The 17,261-nt window shown below is 68.4% G+C and carries 17 protein-coding genes; 1 reads left to right on the forward strand and 16 read right to left on the reverse strand.

What is annotated here, in order from left to right:
• The first annotated feature begins 154 nt into the window (after positions 1-154).
• Entirely contained in the window at positions 155-1,678 is a 1,524-nt protein-coding gene (locus VQ067_RS23180) for a fumarate hydratase (RefSeq protein ID WP_003093938.1), read from the forward strand.
• Positions 1,679-1,774: 96 nt separating this feature from the next.
• On the opposite strand, the gene VQ067_RS23185 is transcribed toward VQ067_RS23180, so the two are convergent.
• The 16 genes from VQ067_RS23185 to VQ067_RS23260 form a co-directional block, all read right to left on the reverse strand.
• On the reverse strand, positions 1,775-3,082 hold the full coding sequence (locus VQ067_RS23185) for an Nramp family divalent metal transporter (RefSeq protein WP_073651059.1): 1,308 nt from the start codon (positions 3,080-3,082) through the stop codon (positions 1,775-1,777).
• Between the two features lie 83 nt (positions 3,083-3,165).
• On the reverse strand, positions 3,166-3,474 hold the full coding sequence (locus VQ067_RS23190; protein ID WP_003093942.1) for a ribbon-helix-helix domain-containing protein: 309 nt from the start codon (positions 3,472-3,474) through the stop codon (positions 3,166-3,168).
• Positions 3,475-3,494: 20 nt separating this feature from the next.
• Positions 3,495-4,079 carry a DJ-1/PfpI family protein gene (locus VQ067_RS23195; RefSeq protein ID WP_019485779.1) on the reverse strand — a complete coding sequence of 195 codons (585 nt, stop codon included), beginning with the start codon at positions 4,077-4,079 and terminating at the stop codon, positions 3,495-3,497.
• Positions 4,080-4,182: 103 nt separating this feature from the next.
• Positions 4,183-4,794, reverse strand: a complete 612-nt coding sequence (locus VQ067_RS23200) for a DUF2846 domain-containing protein (RefSeq protein ID WP_023092836.1) — start codon at positions 4,792-4,794, stop codon at positions 4,183-4,185.
• A gap of 93 nt (positions 4,795-4,887) precedes the next feature.
• Complete coding sequence (locus VQ067_RS23205) at positions 4,888-6,168, reverse strand: acyltransferase family protein (protein ID WP_023092837.1); 1,281 nt, start codon at positions 6,166-6,168, stop codon at positions 4,888-4,890.
• 99 nt (positions 6,169-6,267) lie between these two features.
• Entirely contained in the window at positions 6,268-7,347 is a 1,080-nt protein-coding gene (locus tag VQ067_RS23210) for a phospholipase D-like domain-containing protein (protein ID WP_003120863.1), read from the reverse strand.
• A 74-nt stretch (positions 7,348-7,421) separates the two neighbouring features.
• Positions 7,422-7,994: a YceI family protein gene (locus VQ067_RS23215; protein WP_003093949.1), complete on the reverse strand. Its 573-nt coding sequence runs from the start codon at positions 7,992-7,994 to the stop codon at positions 7,422-7,424.
• 64 nt (positions 7,995-8,058) lie between these two features.
• Positions 8,059-8,829, reverse strand: coding sequence for an IclR family transcriptional regulator (locus VQ067_RS23220; protein ID WP_003093951.1), 771 nt, complete (start codon positions 8,827-8,829; stop codon positions 8,059-8,061).
• A gap of 99 nt (positions 8,830-8,928) precedes the next feature.
• On the reverse strand, positions 8,929-10,413 hold the full coding sequence (locus VQ067_RS23225; protein ID WP_033991152.1) for an amidase: 1,485 nt from the start codon (positions 10,411-10,413) through the stop codon (positions 8,929-8,931).
• Positions 10,414-11,733 carry a citrate-proton symporter gene (locus VQ067_RS23230; protein ID WP_003141238.1) on the reverse strand — a complete coding sequence of 440 codons (1,320 nt, stop codon included), beginning with the start codon at positions 11,731-11,733 and terminating at the stop codon, positions 10,414-10,416. It lies immediately after the preceding gene.
• A 37-nt stretch (positions 11,734-11,770) separates the two neighbouring features.
• Positions 11,771-12,991 (reverse strand): M20 aminoacylase family protein, encoded by a 1,221-nt coding sequence (locus VQ067_RS23235; RefSeq protein WP_003101134.1) that lies wholly within the window; start codon positions 12,989-12,991, stop codon positions 11,771-11,773.
• A 164-nt stretch (positions 12,992-13,155) separates the two neighbouring features.
• Positions 13,156-13,746 carry a YceI family protein gene (locus VQ067_RS23240; protein WP_003093959.1) on the reverse strand — a complete coding sequence of 197 codons (591 nt, stop codon included), beginning with the start codon at positions 13,744-13,746 and terminating at the stop codon, positions 13,156-13,158.
• Positions 13,747-13,806: 60 nt separating this feature from the next.
• Positions 13,807-14,142: a hypothetical protein gene (locus VQ067_RS23245; protein WP_003093963.1), complete on the reverse strand. Its 336-nt coding sequence runs from the start codon at positions 14,140-14,142 to the stop codon at positions 13,807-13,809.
• Positions 14,139-15,254: a serine hydrolase domain-containing protein gene (locus VQ067_RS23250; RefSeq protein ID WP_033991151.1), complete on the reverse strand. Its 1,116-nt coding sequence runs from the start codon at positions 15,252-15,254 to the stop codon at positions 14,139-14,141. Before VQ067_RS23250 ends, VQ067_RS23245 begins: the two co-directional genes overlap by 4 nt.
• Positions 15,255-15,321: 67 nt before the next feature.
• Complete coding sequence (locus tag VQ067_RS23255; protein ID WP_003093967.1) at positions 15,322-16,107, reverse strand: MBL fold metallo-hydrolase; 786 nt, start codon at positions 16,105-16,107, stop codon at positions 15,322-15,324.
• An 84-nt stretch (positions 16,108-16,191) separates the two neighbouring features.
• The gene (locus VQ067_RS23260; protein ID WP_003093969.1) at positions 16,192-17,088 is read right to left on the reverse strand and encodes an acyl-CoA dehydrogenase family protein; all 897 of its coding nucleotides are present in this window, start codon (positions 17,086-17,088) and stop codon (positions 16,192-16,194) included.
• Between the last annotated feature and the right edge of the window lie 173 nt (positions 17,089-17,261).

Raw genomic sequence — 17,261 nt, forward strand, 5'->3', positions numbered from 1 at the left:
GGTCTGATCGTCGGCGCGTGCGCCCGTCTCGCCGGAACGGCTATACTGTCGCGCCTTTTTTGCGCCGGTGCCTGACCGGCGCGCTCCTCGGCTGCGGCCGGCTCCGTGACCCTGCCCCGCATCCGAATTACCCGCCTGAAGAGGACCGTGCTCCATGGCCGTGATCAAGCAAGACGACCTGATCCAGAGCGTCGCCGATGCCCTGCAGTTCATCTCCTACTACCACCCGGTCGATTTCATCCAGGCCATGCATGAGGCCTACCTGCGCGAAGAATCGCCGGCTGCCCGCGACTCCATGGCGCAGATCCTGATCAACTCGCGCATGTGCGCCACCGGCCACCGCCCGATCTGCCAGGACACCGGGATCGTCACGGTGTTCGTCCGGGTCGGCATGGACGTGCGCTGGGACGGCGCTACCATGAGCGTCGACGATATGATCAACGAAGGCGTGCGCCGCGCCTACAACCTGCCGGAGAACGTCCTGCGCGCCTCGATCCTGGCCGACCCGGCCGGCGCGCGGAAGAACACCAAGGACAACACGCCGGCGGTGATCCACTACTCCATCGTTCCCGGCGACAAGGTCGAAGTCGATGTCGCGGCCAAGGGCGGCGGCTCGGAGAACAAGTCGAAGATGGCCATGCTCAACCCGTCCGACTCGATCGTCGACTGGGTGCTGAAGACCGTACCGACCATGGGCGCCGGCTGGTGCCCGCCGGGCATGCTCGGCATCGGCATCGGCGGCACCGCGGAGAAAGCAGCAGTGATGGCGAAGGAAGTCCTCATGGACCCGATCGACATCCACGAACTGAAGGCCCGCGGCCCGCAGAACCGCATCGAGGAACTGCGCCTGGAGCTGTTCGAGAAGGTCAACCAGCTGGGCATCGGTGCCCAGGGTCTGGGCGGCCTGACCACCGTGCTCGACGTCAAGATCATGGACTACCCGACCCACGCCGCCTCGCTGCCGGTGTGCATGATCCCCAACTGCGCCGCGACCCGCCACGCCCACTTCGTGCTCGACGGCTCCGGCCCCGCCGAACTGGAAGCGCCGTCGCTCGACGCCTACCCGGAGATCGTCTGGGAAGCCGGCCCGTCCGCGCGCCGCGTCGACCTGGACAAGATCACCCCGGAAGAGGTGCAAAGCTGGAAACCGGGCGAGACCCTGCTGCTCAACGGCAAGATGCTCACCGGCCGCGACGCCGCGCACAAGCGCATGGTCGACATGCTGAACAAGGGCGAAACGCTGCCGGTGGACCTGAAAGGCCGCTTCATCTATTACGTCGGCCCGGTCGATCCGGTCGGCGACGAGGTGGTCGGCCCGGCCGGTCCCACCACCGCCACCCGGATGGACAAGTTCACCCGCCAGATCCTCGAACAGACCGGCCTGCTGGGCATGATCGGCAAGTCCGAGCGCGGTCCCATCGCCATCGAGGCGATCAAGGACAACAAGGCGGTATATCTGATGGCCGTCGGCGGCGCCGCCTACCTGGTCGCCCAGGCAATCAAGAAGTCCAAGGTGCTGGCCTTCGCCGAACTGGGCATGGAAGCGATCTACGAGTTCGAGGTGAAGGACATGCCGGTCACCGTCGCGGTTGACACCAACGGCGAGTCGGTGCACATCACCGGCCCGGCGGTCTGGCAGAAGAAGATCGCCGAAAGCCTGGCGGTCGAGGTCAAGTAAGCCTGCTCCGTCCCTGGAAAAGCCCGGCCCCGCGCCGGGCTTTTTCGTACGGCCACTGGCCGGAGCCTGGACTGGCAGCGCCGCAGGCGCCTTGGTTCAGCCGAACCAGAAATACAGCAAGGTCAGGTTCGCCGCCGAGATCAGGCCGAACAACGACCAGGCCAGCGCGCTGACCCAGCGCGGGTTGACGAACTCCCCCATCAGGTTCCGGTCGCTGCTGAAGCGAATCAGCGGCCACAGGGCGAACGGCAATTGCAGGCTGAGCACCACCTGGCTGAGCACCAGCAGCTTGCCTACCGCGCCTTCGCCCAGCCAGAGCACGCCGATCAAGGCCGGCACCAGGGCCAGGCCGCGGGTGATCAGGCGCCGCTGCCAGCAGGGAATCTTCGCCCGGAGGAAACCCTCCATCACCACCTGCCCGGCAATGGTGCCGGTGAAGGTCGAGCTTTGCCCCGCCGCCAGCAGGGCGAAGCCGAACAGGAAGCTGGCCAGGGCGCCGCCCACCAGCGGGTCGAGCAGGTGGTAGGCGTCCTGGATCTCCACCACCTCGGTGTGGCCGCTGCCGTGGAAAGCCGCGGCGGCGAGGATCAGGATCGCCGCATTGACCAGCAGCGCCAGGGACAGCGAGCCGATGGTGTCGAGCCGGGAAAAGCGGATCGCCGAGCGTTTGCTCGCCGCGTCGTCGCCGCTGACCCGGGTCTGCACCACGGACGAATGCAGGTAGAGGTTGTGCGGCATCACCGTCGCGCCGAGGATGCCGATCGCCAGGTACAGCGGCTCCTGGCTGCTCAGGGTGTCCCAGGATGGCCGCAGGCCGGCGGCGACATCCGGCCAGTAGGGGCCGATCAGCACCAGTTCGACGAAGAAACACGCGCCGATGGTCGCGATCAGCCCCAGCACTATGGCCTCCAGGCGGCGGAAGTTGGCGCCCTGCAGGGCCAGCACGATCAGGGTATCGAAGGCGGTGAGGACCACCCCGGTGGTAATCGAGACGCCCAGCAGCAGGTGGAAGGCCAGCGCCGCGCCGAGCACCTCGGCAAGGTCGGTGGCGACGATCGACAGTTCCGCCAGCAGCCATTGGCCACGCGCCACGCCAGGGCGATAGCGCTCCCGGGAGAGCTGCGCGAGGTCGCGGCCGGTGGCGATCCCCAGGCGCGAACAGAGGCTTTGCAGGAGCATCCCGGAAAAGCTCGCCAGCACCACCACGAACAGCAGCGCGTAGCCGAAGCGCGAGCCCGCCTCGATGGCGGTGGCCCAGTTGCCGGGGTCCATGTAGCCGACCGAGACCAGCAGGCCGGGGCCGACGAACAGCGCCAGCTTGCGCAGCGGCGAGGCGTCGGCCGGCACCGCCACGCTGTGGCTGACCGCCGAGGGACAGAACGGCGCGGTGGCCGTGGTGGGCAGGGAGTATTTCACGAGGCGACGCCGGATCGGGGAGGAAGTGCGACCAGCCTAAACGTTTCACCCCGGTCGCGTCTTCCCTCCCCTCAGGCCTGGGCGCGCTGGCCGACCAGGCTCAGCTCGGCGACCTTCTCGCGCCGCTGCGCCAGGTAGCGGGTGCAACTGACACGCAGGAAGGAGGCGAAGTTGAGCACCTCGCCGCGATAGTCCATCACTTCCTCGTAGAGCTTGGTGATCAACTGGTTGGTGCTCAGGCCCTCGCCTTCGGCGATTTCCCGGAGGATGTCCCAGAACTGGTTCTCCAGGCGCAGGGTGGTCACCACCCCGCGGATGCGCAAGGAACGCGAGCGCGATTCATAGAGGATCGGGTCGGCTTTCACATAGAGTTCGCACATGCGCGGGGGTCTCCTGGGTCTCAGTGGCTGATACGGGTGCCGAGCACCTCAAGGAAGCGCGCCAGCCACGCCGGATGCGCCGGCCAGGCCGGCGCAGTGACCAGGTGGCCGTCGACGTGGGCCTGGTCCGACGGAATGTCGACGTACTCGCCGCCGGCCAGCCGCACCTCCGGGGCGCAGGCCGGATAGGCGCTGCACGCCCGCCCTTGCAGGACGCCGGCGGCGGCCAGCAGCTGGGCGCCATGGCAGACCGCGGCGATCGGCTTGCGCGCGGCGTCGAAGGCACGCACCAGAGCCAGCACCTGCTCGTTCAGGCGCAGGTATTCGGGGGCGCGGCCGCCGGGGATCAGCAGGGCATCGTAATCCTCGGCGCGGGCCTGGGCAAAGTCGGCATTGAGGGTGAAGTTGTGGCCCGGCTTCTCACTGTAGGTCTGGTCGCCTTCGAAATCGTGGATGGCGGTGCGCACGCTTTGCCCGGCCCGCTTGTCCGGACACACCGCATGCACCTGGTGGCCCACCATCTGCAGGGCCTGGAACGGGACCATGGTTTCGTAGTCTTCGGCATAGTCGCCGACCAGCATCAGGATCTTCTTCGCAGCCATCACGCGCACTCCTTCGGGCAGGGCCCGGTCATACCGGGGATGCACCTAAGGTAGCCAATCCGCAGGGGGACGCGGGTAATAGACGGTTACTACACGCGTGCCGGGTTCAGATGCCGATCTTGTCCAGGGCCCGCCCGACGCCTTCCCAGAACGAGCGCTGCACGCGTTTCCGGTAGCCGCTGGCGGCGAACTGCATGGGCTCCTGGACCTGGTGGGTAGCGCCGATTTCCGCAGCGCCGAGATCGGCCGCCACCAATTGCAGCGGGCCATCGCCCTCACCCGCCGGGTTCTCGCTCTTCGGTGGCGGGTTGAGTTCGTCGTAGCGCAGGTAGTAGACCGAGCCGGCCCTGGCCTCGAGCATGAAGCTGGCGATGCGGGTGAAATCCATCGGACCGTCGGCGAACAGGGTCCAGAAGCTGCCCGCCAGCGGCCGGCGCATTTCCAGCTTGTAGCTGCCGGTCTCGAACTCGAACGCCAGGTAGCCGTTGCTCGGCAGGCTGCCGATCAGTTCGTTGTTGAGGAAGATCCCCGGCGCCTCGAGTTCCTCGTCCGCCCACTGGCTCCGCGGACGGTAGAGGTAGACGGTGGCGTGGCTGGCATCGGCGCTCGGATGGGCGACGAAGGCCGGTCCGTCCACCGCACCGAAGAACGCGCCGGGCGTGCTGCAGCCGACCAGGCTCGCGACGATCGACAGGGCCAGCGACAGGCTGCGCAGCATGCTCCATCCCTCTTCTTATGGTTATCCGCGCAGCATAACCAGCCGGGTCGGGCCTGCCACCCGTCGAAAGTCCGGTTCTCCGGGAGAACGGCCTCAGGCCGGGCGCGGCACCTTGGCCAGCGCCGGCGTCGGCATCAGCCGGCGCACCAGCCACTTGCGCACCGGCACCACGCCGCGCTCCTGGAACAGTACGCAGAACGCCACCAGCAGGACCAGGAACAGCGGGTAGTAGAGCAGCGACGATGGCAGCGCGGCCGCCGCCTCGGTGCAGGCGCGCCAGTCGTCGAGACAACGCCCCGGCACGGCGATAAGGCGCTCGCTACGGGAGAACAGGGTGAACATCGGCACATGCAGGGCGAACAGCGACAGCGAGGCGGCCCCCAGGCGCGGCGACCAGTGGCGGACGAAAGCGCTCTTCGGGTCGGCGGGCAGCGCGCAAAGGCACACCAGCAGCAACTGGGCCGGCAGCAGCAGGCCGTTGTGCAGCAGGAAGTACCAATGCTTGGCGCCCTGGGTGAACAGGTAGTCGGCCACCAGGAAGGCCGCCACCACCAGCGCCACCAGCGCGGCCAGCAGGCCACGTCCCGGCACCATGCCGCGGTCGCGGTAGCCGCGGAACAACCCGTAGGCCAGGATGCCGCCAAGGAATTCCGGCAGGCGCAGCAACGGATTGCGGTGCAGCAGGCCGGTCCAGGGGATCCCGTAGCTCTCGCTGGCCACTACCAGCGCCGGCGGGATCAGGTAGACCAGCCAGACCAGCGCCAGCACCTTCCACTTGTGCCGGCTGCGCATCAGCCGCGGGGCGACGAAGGGAAACGCCAGGTAGAAGAACATCAGCGTCGACAGCGACCACAACGGCGCGTTGAAGGTCAGGTAATAGGGATTCCAGGCCTGCAGCAGGAGGATCTGCAGGATGCTGTTGACGAACAGTTCGGTGTTGCTCATCCAGTGCAGGAAGAGTTCCGGGTGGGTGCGGCCGAGCACTTCGTTGGTGTCGTAGATGACGAAGCGCGGGGTGGCCTTGTCCAGCTCGGGACCGATTCCCAGGTGGCTGAGGGCCAGCAGCACCAGGATCGACAGCAGCAGGGAGAACAGGTGCAGCGGATAGAGATTGGACAGTCGCTTGGTCCAGAAGCTGCGGGCGCTTTCGCGCAACCGGCCGCTGCGTGCGTAGACATGGGCCAGGAGGAAGCCGGAAAGCACGAAGAAGGTACTGGTGGCGAAGAACCCCAGGCTGGTCAGTTCGTCGAGACCGGGAAACTTCTGCTCTTTCGGATAGGTATGCAGGGTGTGGTACACCACCACGTACAGGCCGAGCAGGAAGCGCAACCATTCCAGTCCGATGAAACGTTCCTTGGAGTCGGGCGTTGCCACGCATCTCTCCTTTGTCATTGTAATGGGCGGTCCGGGGTAGACCCGCAAGCTCCCCGGCAAGTTTCACCGGGCCGGCCAGCGGCTACGAACGGCCGCGCCCTAGCGCCGGCGGTCGAGGAAATTCACCACTACCCGGTCCAGCCAACCCCACAGGCGCTGGTGCAGGCGCATCCACAGGGGTCGCGCGCGCCACATCGCCAGGGTCACCTCGCGGCTGTCGGCGAAGTCCGCCAGCAGGCTCGCCGCCGCCTCATTGGTGAAGTCCGGGTCGAGGGCCTCGAGATTGGCGTCGAGGTTGAAGCGTAGATTCCAATGATCGAAGTTGCAGGAGCCGACGCTCACCCAATCGTCGACCATGACCATCTTCAGGTGCAGGAAGCGCGGCTGGTATTCGTGGATGCGCACGCCGGCGCGCAGCAGGCGCGGGTAGTAGCGCTGCCCGGCATAGCGCACCGGGGCGTGGTCGGTGAGCCGCCCGGCCAGCAGCAGGCGCACCTCCACGCCGCGCTGGGCGGCCTTGCGCAGGGCCCGGCGAACCTTCCAGGTCGGCAGGAAGTACGGCGTCGCCAGCCAGATCCGTCGGCGCGAGCCGTTCAGCGCGCGGACCAGCGATTGCAGGATGTCGCGGTGCTGGCGGGCGTCGGCGTAGGCCACCCGGCCCAACCCACGGGCCGCCCCCGGCTGCGGCGGAAGGCGGGTAAGGGTCATGCCCTCGCGGGGCTTCCAGGCTTTCTCTTCGAGACAGGCCAGCCATTGCCGCTCGAACAGCGCCGCCCAGTCCGCCACCACCGGGCCGTCCATCTCGACCATCACCTCGCGCCAGGCGCTGACGTCGCTGACCGGTTCCCAGAATTCGTCGGTGATCCCGGCGCCGCCGACATAACCGAGGCGCCCGTCCACCAGCAGCAGCTTGCGATGGTCGCGGTAGAGATTGCCGCCAGTCAGCTTCCAGCGCAGCGGGTTGTACAGCCGCAGTTCGCCGCCGGCCTCGCGCAGGCGCTGGATCCAGGCGCTGCCCAGGCCTAGGCAGCCGAAGCCGTCGAACAGGCAGCGCACGGCGACGCCCCGGCGGCGGGCATCCAGCAGGGCGACGAGAAACAGTTCGGCGCAATGCCCGTCTTCCACCAGGTACAGCTCCAGCTCGATGCTCCGCTGCGCCGCCTCGATGGCCAGCAGCATGCGCGGGAAGAACCGCACGCCGTCATTGAGCAGGGCGAAGCGGTTGTCGCTGCGCCAGGGAAAGACCGGGCCGCTCACCGCGAAGTGAAGATCAGCACGGCGCCGACCGGCACCGAGAGCCCGATGCTGCCGGCGCCGGCCAGCTTGCGCAGGGTCTCGATGCCGGGGGCGAGGTCGAAGTCGGCGGCGTCCAGCACCAGCGGCGACAGGGTCACCACCTGGAAGCGATGCTCGTCCAGGCGGGTCACCAACAGGTCGCTGGCGTAGCTCTTGCGCTTGCCGTGCAGGCTGACGGTCACCGGCTGGCGCATTTCCAGTTGCACGCCGTCGGCCAGCTCGACGATCGGCGCCAGGTCGAGCTGGGCGGTGATCTCCGCCTCGGCGAAGCGCTTGGTCTCGAACAGATGCTCGCGGATGCGTTCGTCGCGCAGCGGGATGTCGGTGCTCACCGAGTCCAGCTCGACGCGCAGGCGCGCCTGCCCCTTGTCGTCGACCTTGCCGTGCATGACCAGGAAGCGGCCGACTTCCGAAAGGGTAGCGTTCTTGGTGGAGATGAAACTGAGTCGCGACGACTCGTAGTCCAGGTACCAGGCGGCCTGGACCGGCAAGGCCAGGAGGGCCAGGCCGAGGCAGATCAACTTGTGCATGAGGGTTCCCTTTGCGTCCGGCGCCACCTTAAACCGGCCGCCTGGGAGCAGGCAAACTCCCGCGTCAGTCGAGCGCGTGCTGCAACTGACTGACGGTATCGGCCAGGGTTCCCAGATGCCGGCGGCGCACCCGTTCGACGCAATCCTGGTCGCGCGGCCAGTGCAGCGCCACGCTGCCGAGCAGGCGACCCTGGGCGCGTACCGGCAAGGCCACCGCGCGGATCAGGAACGGCAGGCGCACCGGATACTCCCAGTGTCCCTCGGTACGCTCGCCGTAGCCCTGGCCGTGGGCCTGCTCGCGGGTGCGCAGCCAGAGGTCCTCGTCTACCTGGTGCTGGCGCGCCAGGCGGCGCACCTCGCTGTCTGCCAGTTCGCCCAGGCAGGCCTTGCCCATGGCCGAATGGAACAGGCTGGCGTGCTGGCCGACCACCAGCCGGTTGGCCGGGTAGCGCTTGCGCAGGACGCCGGGCACCGAGCTTTCCGCCACCAGCAGGCGGTCGCCGTCGAGAATCGACAAATCGGCGACCAGCCCGGTGCGCTCGCTCAACTCCACCAGCAGCGGCGCGGAACGCTCCACCACCTGGCAGCGGAAGCGCTCGGCGGCGTCACCGTAGAGGCGGGTGGAACGCAGCCGGTAGCGCCGGTCGGTCAAGCCGCGGTACAGCCAGCCCTGCTCCAGCAGGGTATGCAGCAGCCGCGACACCGTGGCCTTGGGCAGCTCAGTCAGGTAATGCAGTTCCTCGAGCCCCAGCGCCTGGTGCTGGCCCAGCAGATCGAGGATCGCCAGCGCCCGCTCCACCGAACGCACGGTTCCCGCCTCTTCTCTTTCCGGCATGACGACACCTCCACCGTCGACAGACCGTTATGGCAAAGCAAGATGCAGGCCCAGGTCATGTAGGAAGAATCTGCGAATACGGCAGCATTGCTCCGCGGCCTAGTCGATTCCCCCTGGAGCCTCGAGCATCGCCGGCGGACGGCGGCTGACCCAACGGGTCAGGCCCTCGTGGGCATGGGCCAGTTGCAGCACCGCCAGGTCGGCCTGCGCCGGGCCGATGATCTGCAATCCCATCGGCAGGCCCGCCGCGCCGAAGCCGATAGGTACGCTGATCGCCGGCAAACCGGCCAGGGTCGGGCCGATCACCACCTCCATCCAGCGGTGATAGGTGTCCATCGGCCGCCCGGCGACCTGCCGCGGCCACGCCGTTTCTGCATCGAAAGGAAACACCTGGGCGCTGGGCAGCAAGAGGAAATCGTAACGTTCGAACAGACGCGCCAGCGCCCGATACCAGTCGCTGCGATCCAGCGAGGCGCGATAGACCTCGGCGGCGCCGAGGCCGAGCCCGGACTCCACTTCCCACTGCGCCTCCGGCTTGAGTCGGACGCGCCGTGCGGGATCGGCGTAAAGCTCGCCAAGCGAGCCCTGCACCAGCCACTGGCGATGGACCAGCCAGGTGCGCCACAGGCGCTCCAGGGGATAGTCCGGCAGGCACGCCTCGACGTCGCAGCCCAGCTCGGCGAAATCGCCCAGCGCGGCTTCGCAAAGCTCCAGCACGCCCTCCTCCATCGGCAGGTAGCCGGCGTAGTCGCCGAGCCAGCCGAGCCGGGCTCCGCGGAAGTCGCGCCCGAGGTCGTCGGCGAACCTGCGCGGATCGTCGCGCAACGACAGCGGACAGCGCGGATCGTAGCCGGCCTGGGTGGCCAGCAGCCGGGCCAGGTCGGCCACGCTGCGCCCCATCGGGCCTTCGGTGGCCAGTTGCTGAACGAACAGTTCCGCTTGCGGGCCGTGCGGCACCCGTCCCTGGGACGGGCGGAAGCCGTAGACGTTGTTGTAGGCGGCGGGGTTGCGCAGCGAACCCATCATGTCGCTGCCGTCGGCCACCGGCAGCATGCGCAGCGCCAGCGCCACCGCCGCCCCACCGCTGCTGCCGCCGGCGATCCGCGCCGGATCGTAGGCATTGCGGGTGGTGCCGAACAGCGGGTTGTAGGTCTGCGAGCCGAGCCCGAACTCCGGTACGTTGGTCTTGCCGATGACGATCGCACCGCTGCTCTTCACCCGCTCGACGACGATTGCGTCGTGCTCCGGCACCTGCCCGGCGAACAGCGGCGAACCCAGGGTGGTAGGAATGCCGGAGGTGGCGGCGAGGTCCTTGATCGCCTGCGGCATGCCGTGCATCCAGCCCAGCCGTTCGCCGCGCGCCAGTTGCCGGTCGCGCTCGTCGGCCTGGGCGAGCAGACGGCTTTCCGCCTGCAGCGAGACGATGGCGTTGACCCGCGGGTTGAACCGTTCGATCTGCGCCAGGTAGGCCTGCATGACCTCGCGGCAGGATAGTTCGCGTCGGCGGATCGCCGCGGACAGCGGCAGCGCGTCAAGCGCGACGATTTCCTCGTGGCCGTCGCTTCGATGGCGGGTGGCGCTCATTCACAGACTCCTTGCCGGCTTGCCCAGGGCCGGTTCACGGGGGCGCGGGGCGGGCGTCGCGCCCTCCCGCAGATAGAGGGTGGCGAGCAGCCCGAGGAAGGCCGCGCCGAGCACGTAGAACGCCGGCGCCACTGGCGAGCCGCCGACCTCGGTGAGCCAGGTGACGATGAACGGAGCGAAACCGCCGAACAGCATCACCGCCAGGTTATACGCCACCGCCAGGCCGGTGGAACGCACCCGCACCGGAAACTGCTCGGCCACCGCGGTCGGCGCCGGGCCGAAGAAGCCGCCGATCGCCGTGCACAGCAACAGTTGCATCAGCAGCAGGCGCCCCAGGCTCGGCGCCGCGGCGACCCAAGCGAACAGCGGATAGACCATGAACATGAAGGCCAGGGTCGCGACCAACAGCACCGGGCGCCGCCCGACCCGGTCGGAGAGTCCCCCAGCCAACGGGATTACCAGGGTCATCAGCGCCACCGCAGCCATCTGCACCATGAACACCTCGTCCAGCGGCAGGCCCAACTGCTTGTGGGCGAAGGTCGGCATATTCACCAGCACCACGTAGAAGGACACCGTGCCGATCACCGTCAGGCCCATGCTCACCAGCACGCTGCGCCGGTATTCGCGCAGCACGCCGAGCAGCCCCTGGCGCTCGCCGGGCTCCCGGATGGCTTCGAGGAAGGCCTCGGTCTCGCCCATGTAGCGGCGGATCCACAATCCCACCGGACCGATCAGCAGACCGAACAGGAACGGCACCCGCCAGCCCCAGCTCTCCAGGGCCTCGGCGTCCAGGCAATGGGTGACCAGCGCGCCCATCCCCGCACCGGCGAACACCGCCAGGCACTGGCCGAACAATTGCCAGGAACCGTAGAGACCGCGCCGGTGCGGTGGCGCGCTTTCCACCAGGAAAGCCGTGGCGCTGGCGTACTCGCCGCCGGTGGCGAAACCCTGCAGCATTCGCGCGATCACGATCAGCAACGGTGCGCCGACGCCGATCGCCGCGTAGGTCGGGGCGAAGGCGATCATCGCGATGGACAGCGTCATCAGCAGGATGATCAGTTGCATCGCCGCCTTGCGTCCCCTGCGGTCGGCATACAGGCCGAGCAGGACCCCACCGACCGGACGCATGAAGAAACCGACACCGAAGGTGGCCAGGGCCATCAACAGCGAGGTGTACTCGTCGCCGGAAGGGAAGAACAGCCTGGCGATCAGGCTGGAAAGGAAGCCGTAGACGATGAAGTCGTACCACTCCAGGGCGTTGCCGATCACGGCAGCCGCCACCTGGCGGGTACGCGAGGTACCGCTCGGGCAAGCGTGCATGGGAATCTCCTGGTAACCGGGGGAATGCCGGCGCGACTCAGGCCGCGCCGTTATTGGCGGCAGTCAGTCGAAGGCCGGACGCCGCGGGGGCGGCCAGCCAGGTCTCGGCGAGCGCGCCCCAATAGGCCGCGCCCCGGACCAGGATGTCGTCGTTGAAGTCATAGGCCGGGTTGTGCACCATCGGCCGTCCTCTGCCGTTGCCGATGAACAGGTAGCTGCCGGGGCAGCGCTGTAGCATCCAGGCGAAGTCCTCGCTGCCCATCAGCTTCGGCGTGTCGCCGTCGACCTGCTCCGCGCCGGCCAGCTCGACCCCGACCTGGCGGGCGAACTCGGTTTCCTCGACGCTGTTGACCAGCACCGGATAGGCCGGGTAGTGCTCGATGCTGGCCTGGCACCCATAGCTGGCGGCCTGCAACTCGATGATCTGGCGAACCCGCTGCAGCACCTGCTCGCGCACCTGGCCGTCGAGCGCCCGCAGGCTCAGGCGCAGCACGGCGCGCTGGGGTATGACGTTGGCCGCCTCGCCGGCCTGCAATGCACCGACCGTGACCACCGCGGCCTTCTGCGGATCGACGTTGCGCGCCACCACGCTCTGCAGGGCCATCACCGCGCTCGACGCGGCGAGCAGCGGATCGACGCTCAAGTGCGGCATCGAACCGTGGCCACCGACGCCCTCCAGGGTGACGCTCAGCAGGTCCTGGGAAGCCATCATCGGTCCCGCGCGGAAGCCCAGGTGCCCGGCCTCCAGTCCCGGCATGTTGTGCATGCCGAACAGCGCATCGCAGGGAAAGCGCTCCAGCAGCCCGTCGGCTAGCATCGCCTCGGCGCCGCCCTGGCCTTCCTCGGCGGGCTGGAAAATCAGTACCAGGGTGCCGTCGAAACGCCGCGTCGCCGCCAGGTAGCGTGCCGCGCCGAGCAGCATCGCGGTGTGTCCGTCGTGGCCGCAGGCGTGCATGCGCCCGCCGTGGCAGCTGCTGTAGCCGAGCCCCGTGGCCTCGACGATCGGCAGCGCATCCATGTCCGCCCGCAGGCCGAGCCGCCGCGTACCGTCGCCCTGGCGGAGGACGCCGACCACGCCGGTGCGGCCGATCCCTTCGTGCACTTCGTAGCCCCAGCCGCGCAGGCACTCGGCGACCAGCGCGGCGGTGCGTCGCTCCTCGAAGCCCAGTTCGGGATGGGCGTGGATGTCCTGGCGCAGGCTACGCAGGTCGTCGGCGACCTCCTCGAGCCAGGCCACGATGTGTCGATGTCGAGCCATGCCGTCTCTCCTCTGGCCGGATTGCGCTCCGGTCTTGTTGGCGGGAGGCCCGGACGCAAGGCCGGCCGGGCGTGGTCACAGCTAAGCGCAGCGCGCGGCGAAGGACAACGGAAGGCGGTTCCACTGGGTGGAACCCAAGGCCCGCGCCGCCCTGCGCCGGCGCGTCAGAACTGTTCCGGCGGCACTTCGCGGAAGTTCAGCACGGCGAACACCGGTACCTCGGGAGTGATCGAGGGAATATTGGCCATGTCCTTCAAGGGCTTGAGCTTCTCTTCCAGGTCGAAGTCGAGCAGCTTCAGCAGCACCGGCTCCAGGGTCGCCACCTGGACCAGCCCTTCGCCCTGGCGGGTGACCAGCACGTCGGCCTTCAGGCGGCGCTGCTGGCCGTGCAGGTCGAGGGTGAAGTCGAGCTTCTCGACCCGCGACTGACCGACCCGCAGGTCGTCGAAGCCGGCCATGTCCAGGCGGCTCTCCACGGTGGCCTCGGGGAAGCGCGAGGTTTCGAAGAAGTTGTCCTTCATTCGCTCGTCGCGCAGGGCCAGGCCGCTGTCCAGGGTGCCCAGCGGCACCACGATGCGCGCGACGCCCTGCTTGTCGATCTGGCCGCTGAGACGGTCGAAGCGCTGCACCTCGGCCATCTTCGCGCGTTTCACGGAAACGAAGCTGATCCGCGAGTAATCCGGCTCCAGTTGCCATTCCGCCGCCGACAGCAGCGGGCTGAGGAGCAACAACAGGACACACAATACAACAGGCATTCCACCTCCGGCTTCGGGCCGGCGCCGTCCCTCGCCCCGCGCCCCGACATGCGCCGCCGGTCAGTCCGGCAGCCTGTCCGCCTCGGGCATGAGCCGGCATCCCTCGCGCGGGCCCAGCCAGGCGGCCGTCTGCGTACTGCCGAGGCCGCGGGCGGTCACCCGGCGGCGGGCTTCGTCGTCGAAGAAGCCGCTGATCGGCACGTACTGTTGGGTATAGGCCCGGCAATAGTCCGCGGAGTTCCCCATCACGTAGCGGCAGGAGCAGTACTCCTTGGCCGTGTAGGCGCCGATGATGGCGGGAAAGGCCGCCAGGTGGATGCGGTTCTGCCAGGCCCACGCGAGGGCGGCGAGCAGCCCCAGGACGAACAGGAAGAGCAAGGGATGGCGACGGATCATGGCCGCGCCTCCCCGACGAACGCCGCCTGCGCCAGGCGCAGGAATTCGTTGTGACGGAAACGCCCGTCGCGGTCGTCGGCGTAGCGCACGATCACCAGCTTCTCCTCGGGCAGCACGTAGAGCGCCTGGCCCCAGTGGCCGAGCGCGGCGAAGGCGGTCTCGGCGACGTCCGGCCAGGGCGCCCGCGCGCCTTTCACCGCACGGTTCAACCACCACTGGCCGCCCGGCACCGCCTCGCCCTCCTCTTCCGCGCTCGGCCGGTAGCGGGCGAAGGGCGTCAGGTTGAACTCGACCCATGCCAGCGGCAGCAGTTGCCGCTCGCGCCAGCGCCCGTGGCGCTGCATCAGCAGGCCGACGCGCGCCAGGTCGCGGGCGCTCATGTAGACGTACGACGAGCCGACGAACGTGCCGGCGGCGTCTCGCTCCCATACCGCCGAACGGATGCCCAGCGGCTCGAACAGCGCGCGCCAGGGGTACTCGGCATAGTCCGCGCCGAGCATGCCGTGGAGGGCCGCCGCCAGCACGTTGCTGTCGCCGCTGGAGTAGCGGAAACGCCGGCCCGGCGGCCGGGCCTGCGGGGTCTCGGCGACGAAGCCGGCCATGTCGTCACGCCCACGGGTGTAAAGCATCGCCACCACGGAGGATTTCAATGGCGCGAACTCGTAGTCCTCCTGCCAGTCCAGCCCGGAAGACCAGTTCAGCAGGTGGCGTAACGTCACCTGGGGATGACGGGCGAACGGCGGGTAGTAGCGCGCCACCGGGTCGTCGAGCTGGAAGCGCCCTTCGCCCTCGGCGACGCCAAGCAGCGTGGCGAGCAGGCTCTTGCTCACCGACCAGGTAAGGTGCGGGGTCTCGGCACGGCTCGGGCCGGCGTAGCGCTCATAGAGCAGGCGACCGTCGCGGATCACCACTACCGCGTCGGTGCGGATGCCTTTGCGACGAACATCGTCGCGACGGCCGAAGACATAGCGCTCGAATGCCTCCAGCGCCGGCCCCGCGGGCTGTTGGGCACGGGGCCAGTCGGTGTCGGGCCAGTCTTCGGCCAGGGCAGGGAGGGCGAATACCAGAGCCAGCGCGGCGAGGGCGCGGCGGGACAACGGCAAAGCGGGCATCGGCGGGCCCTCTCGACGGTCGAGGGGCAACCCTAGCATGGCGTCGATGACGCCAGGAAGCGCGGACTCAGCCGGGCATGCGGTAGTCGTCCGGACCGAGCAGGTCGATGCCGCACTCGAGGTTCTCGATCCAGTAGAGGAAGGCGCTGATCATTTCCTTGCCGACGAAGGGCCGCCCGTGTTGCGGCACGATCATCTCCACATCCATGTCCCGGACCATCCGCGCCCACAGGCGGCAGATCTTGTTCGCCGCCATGTAGCGGCGATGGAATCCGTCCATGTACTGGATATGCGCGGCGAAATCGCTGACCGGCGCCGCGTCGTCCACCAGCGAGGCGCCCATGTCGCCCGAGAAAAGGATCTTGCTCACCGGGTCGTAGAGCTGGAAGTTGCCCACCGAATGCAGGAAATGCGCGGGGATCGCCTTCAACGAGCAGTCGCCGAGAGCGATCGCCTGGCCGCGGTCGGGCAACGGCATGACCCGGTCGTAGGTGTTGATGCCATGGCTGACCGCCAGGTAGTTGGCCGTCAGGTGCGGCAGGAAGCGCGCCCACAGCTTGGAGCAGATCACCCGGGCGCGGGTGTGCAGCAGCCACTTGTCGAGGGCGGCGATGATGTCCGGGTCCTGGTGCGAAGCGAAGATGTAGTCCAGCTCCTGCAGCGGAAAGCGTTTCGACAATTCCAGCGAGAGCGGCGTGTAGGTCAGGTCGCCGCCGGGATCGAGCAGCAGGTACTGGCCGTTGTCGACGATCAGGAACTGGTTGGACTGGACCCCTTCGCCGCTGACGAGGTCATCGAAACACAGGCACTGGTGGCTGCCGTTGTCGAACAGCACGATCGGTTCGCGTCGCATGGTCGGTGAAATCTACTCTGTGCAGGCGCCGAGGAGCATTCCTCGCCGGATGCTGCGCAGGGTAAGCGCCTGCGGCGCGGCGCCTCACTGACCTGGGTCAAGCCCGAGGCGGGTCAAGGCCTTCTCCAGGCGAACTTTGCGGGCCCCGTTGGCAATCGCCAGCAAGCCGCGATCGCGTTGCCACAATGCCTCCCAGGTCGAGGCGTTGGCGGCGAAGGCGGCATCCAGTTGCCCCTCCAGCGCCGAGAACTGTTCGAACAGCCCAGCCAGTACCGCCTGGGTGCCGACGCAGGCGACCGGATGCCGCGCGACCTCGGCGCAGCCGCCGAGGATGCCGGCCAGGCGCAGCAGCAGCGGCGAGGGCCAGCCGCATTCATGGCCGACCCCATAGAGCCAGCCGACCAGCGCCGCCAGCACATGGACATCCTCCAGCAGGCGGAACGGCCTGACGTAGTCGTCCCAACCATCGCCGGGCAGGCGCTCGCAATGGGCACCGTCGAGCAACAGGCGGGAATGCGGCACATCCGGCATCAGCGGCAGCGCCGGCAACGCCTCCAGGCGCGCCCCCGGGGCGCCGGCCAGGACCACCGTCATCGACAGTCGCGGCGGCTGCCCCGGTGCCTCGTCGCGGGCGGCCACCAGCCACCAGGAGGCGCTGTCGCCAGCGGTGACGAAATCCTTTTGTCCATGCAGGACCAGCCCCTCCAGGCGGGTCTGCAGGTCCGCCGGGCGCACGCTGCGCTTCTCGGTCACGCACAGCGCGCCGAGACCTTCCGGCGCCGCCGGCCAGAGCGCGCGCAGGGCCGCCTGGTAGCCGGCGAGGAAGGCCAGGCCCGGACTCGCCGCCAATCGTCCGCCGAGCACCGCCCGCTCCAGGGTGCCAAGACCGTCGGCGCGCGCCAGGGCGGCGGCGTGCCAGTCTTCCAGGGAGCCTTCGGTGGGCAGGCGGTCGAGCGGGCCGAGCAAGCGTTGCCAGGACATGGCGGACTCCAGTGTGGAATGTGTCGGAACCGGCATCCTGCCGAGGGTGCCAGCGTTGAACAACGGCGCGTTACATCCGGCGACAATGTCATACAAGCATCACGCCCCTGTCACAGGGGTGACACCGCGCCTTCCTAGCCTGAGCTTGCACAACAAAGCCGAGCGGCCGCAAC

Origin of the sequence: Pseudomonas sp. KBN12P06040, from assembly GCF_037574965.1 — a bacterium.
GTDB classification, from domain to species: Bacteria; Pseudomonadota; Gammaproteobacteria; order Pseudomonadales; family Pseudomonadaceae; genus Pseudomonas; species Pseudomonas aeruginosa.

Coding starts and splice junctions, on each gene's coding strand:
- VQ067_RS23215 (WP_003093949.1), bottom strand. CDS start 7,994: ATGCACAAGTTGATCTGCCTCGGCCTGGCCCTCCTGGCCTTGCCGGTC.
- VQ067_RS23245 (WP_003093963.1), bottom strand. CDS start 14,142: ATGATCCGTCGCCATCCCTTGCTCTTCCTGTTCGTCCTGGGGCTGCTC.
- VQ067_RS23255 (WP_003093967.1), bottom strand. CDS start 16,107: ATGCGACGCGAACCGATCGTGCTGTTCGACAACGGCAGCCACCAGTGC.
- VQ067_RS23235 (WP_003101134.1), bottom strand. CDS start 12,991: ATGGCTCGACATCGACACATCGTGGCCTGGCTCGAGGAGGTCGCCGAC.
- VQ067_RS23220 (WP_003093951.1), bottom strand. CDS start 8,829: ATGCCGGAAAGAGAAGAGGCGGGAACCGTGCGTTCGGTGGAGCGGGCG.
- VQ067_RS23225 (WP_033991152.1), bottom strand. CDS start 10,413: ATGAGCGCCACCCGCCATCGAAGCGACGGCCACGAGGAAATCGTCGCG.
- VQ067_RS23250 (WP_033991151.1), bottom strand. CDS start 15,254: ATGCCCGCTTTGCCGTTGTCCCGCCGCGCCCTCGCCGCGCTGGCTCTG.
- VQ067_RS23210 (WP_003120863.1), bottom strand. CDS start 7,347: ATGCTGCTGGCCATCGAGGCGGCGCAGCGGAGCATCGAGCTGGAGCTG.
- VQ067_RS23200 (WP_023092836.1), bottom strand. CDS start 4,794: ATGCTGCGCAGCCTGTCGCTGGCCCTGTCGATCGTCGCGAGCCTGGTC.
- VQ067_RS23230 (WP_003141238.1), bottom strand. CDS start 11,733: ATGCACGCTTGCCCGAGCGGTACCTCGCGTACCCGCCAGGTGGCGGCT.
- VQ067_RS23260 (WP_003093969.1), bottom strand. CDS start 17,088: ATGTCCTGGCAACGCTTGCTCGGCCCGCTCGACCGCCTGCCCACCGAA.
- VQ067_RS23190 (WP_003093942.1), bottom strand. CDS start 3,474: ATGTGCGAACTCTATGTGAAAGCCGACCCGATCCTCTATGAATCGCGC.
- VQ067_RS23180 (WP_003093938.1), top strand. CDS start 155: ATGGCCGTGATCAAGCAAGACGACCTGATCCAGAGCGTCGCCGATGCC.
- VQ067_RS23240 (WP_003093959.1), bottom strand. CDS start 13,746: ATGCCTGTTGTATTGTGTGTCCTGTTGTTGCTCCTCAGCCCGCTGCTG.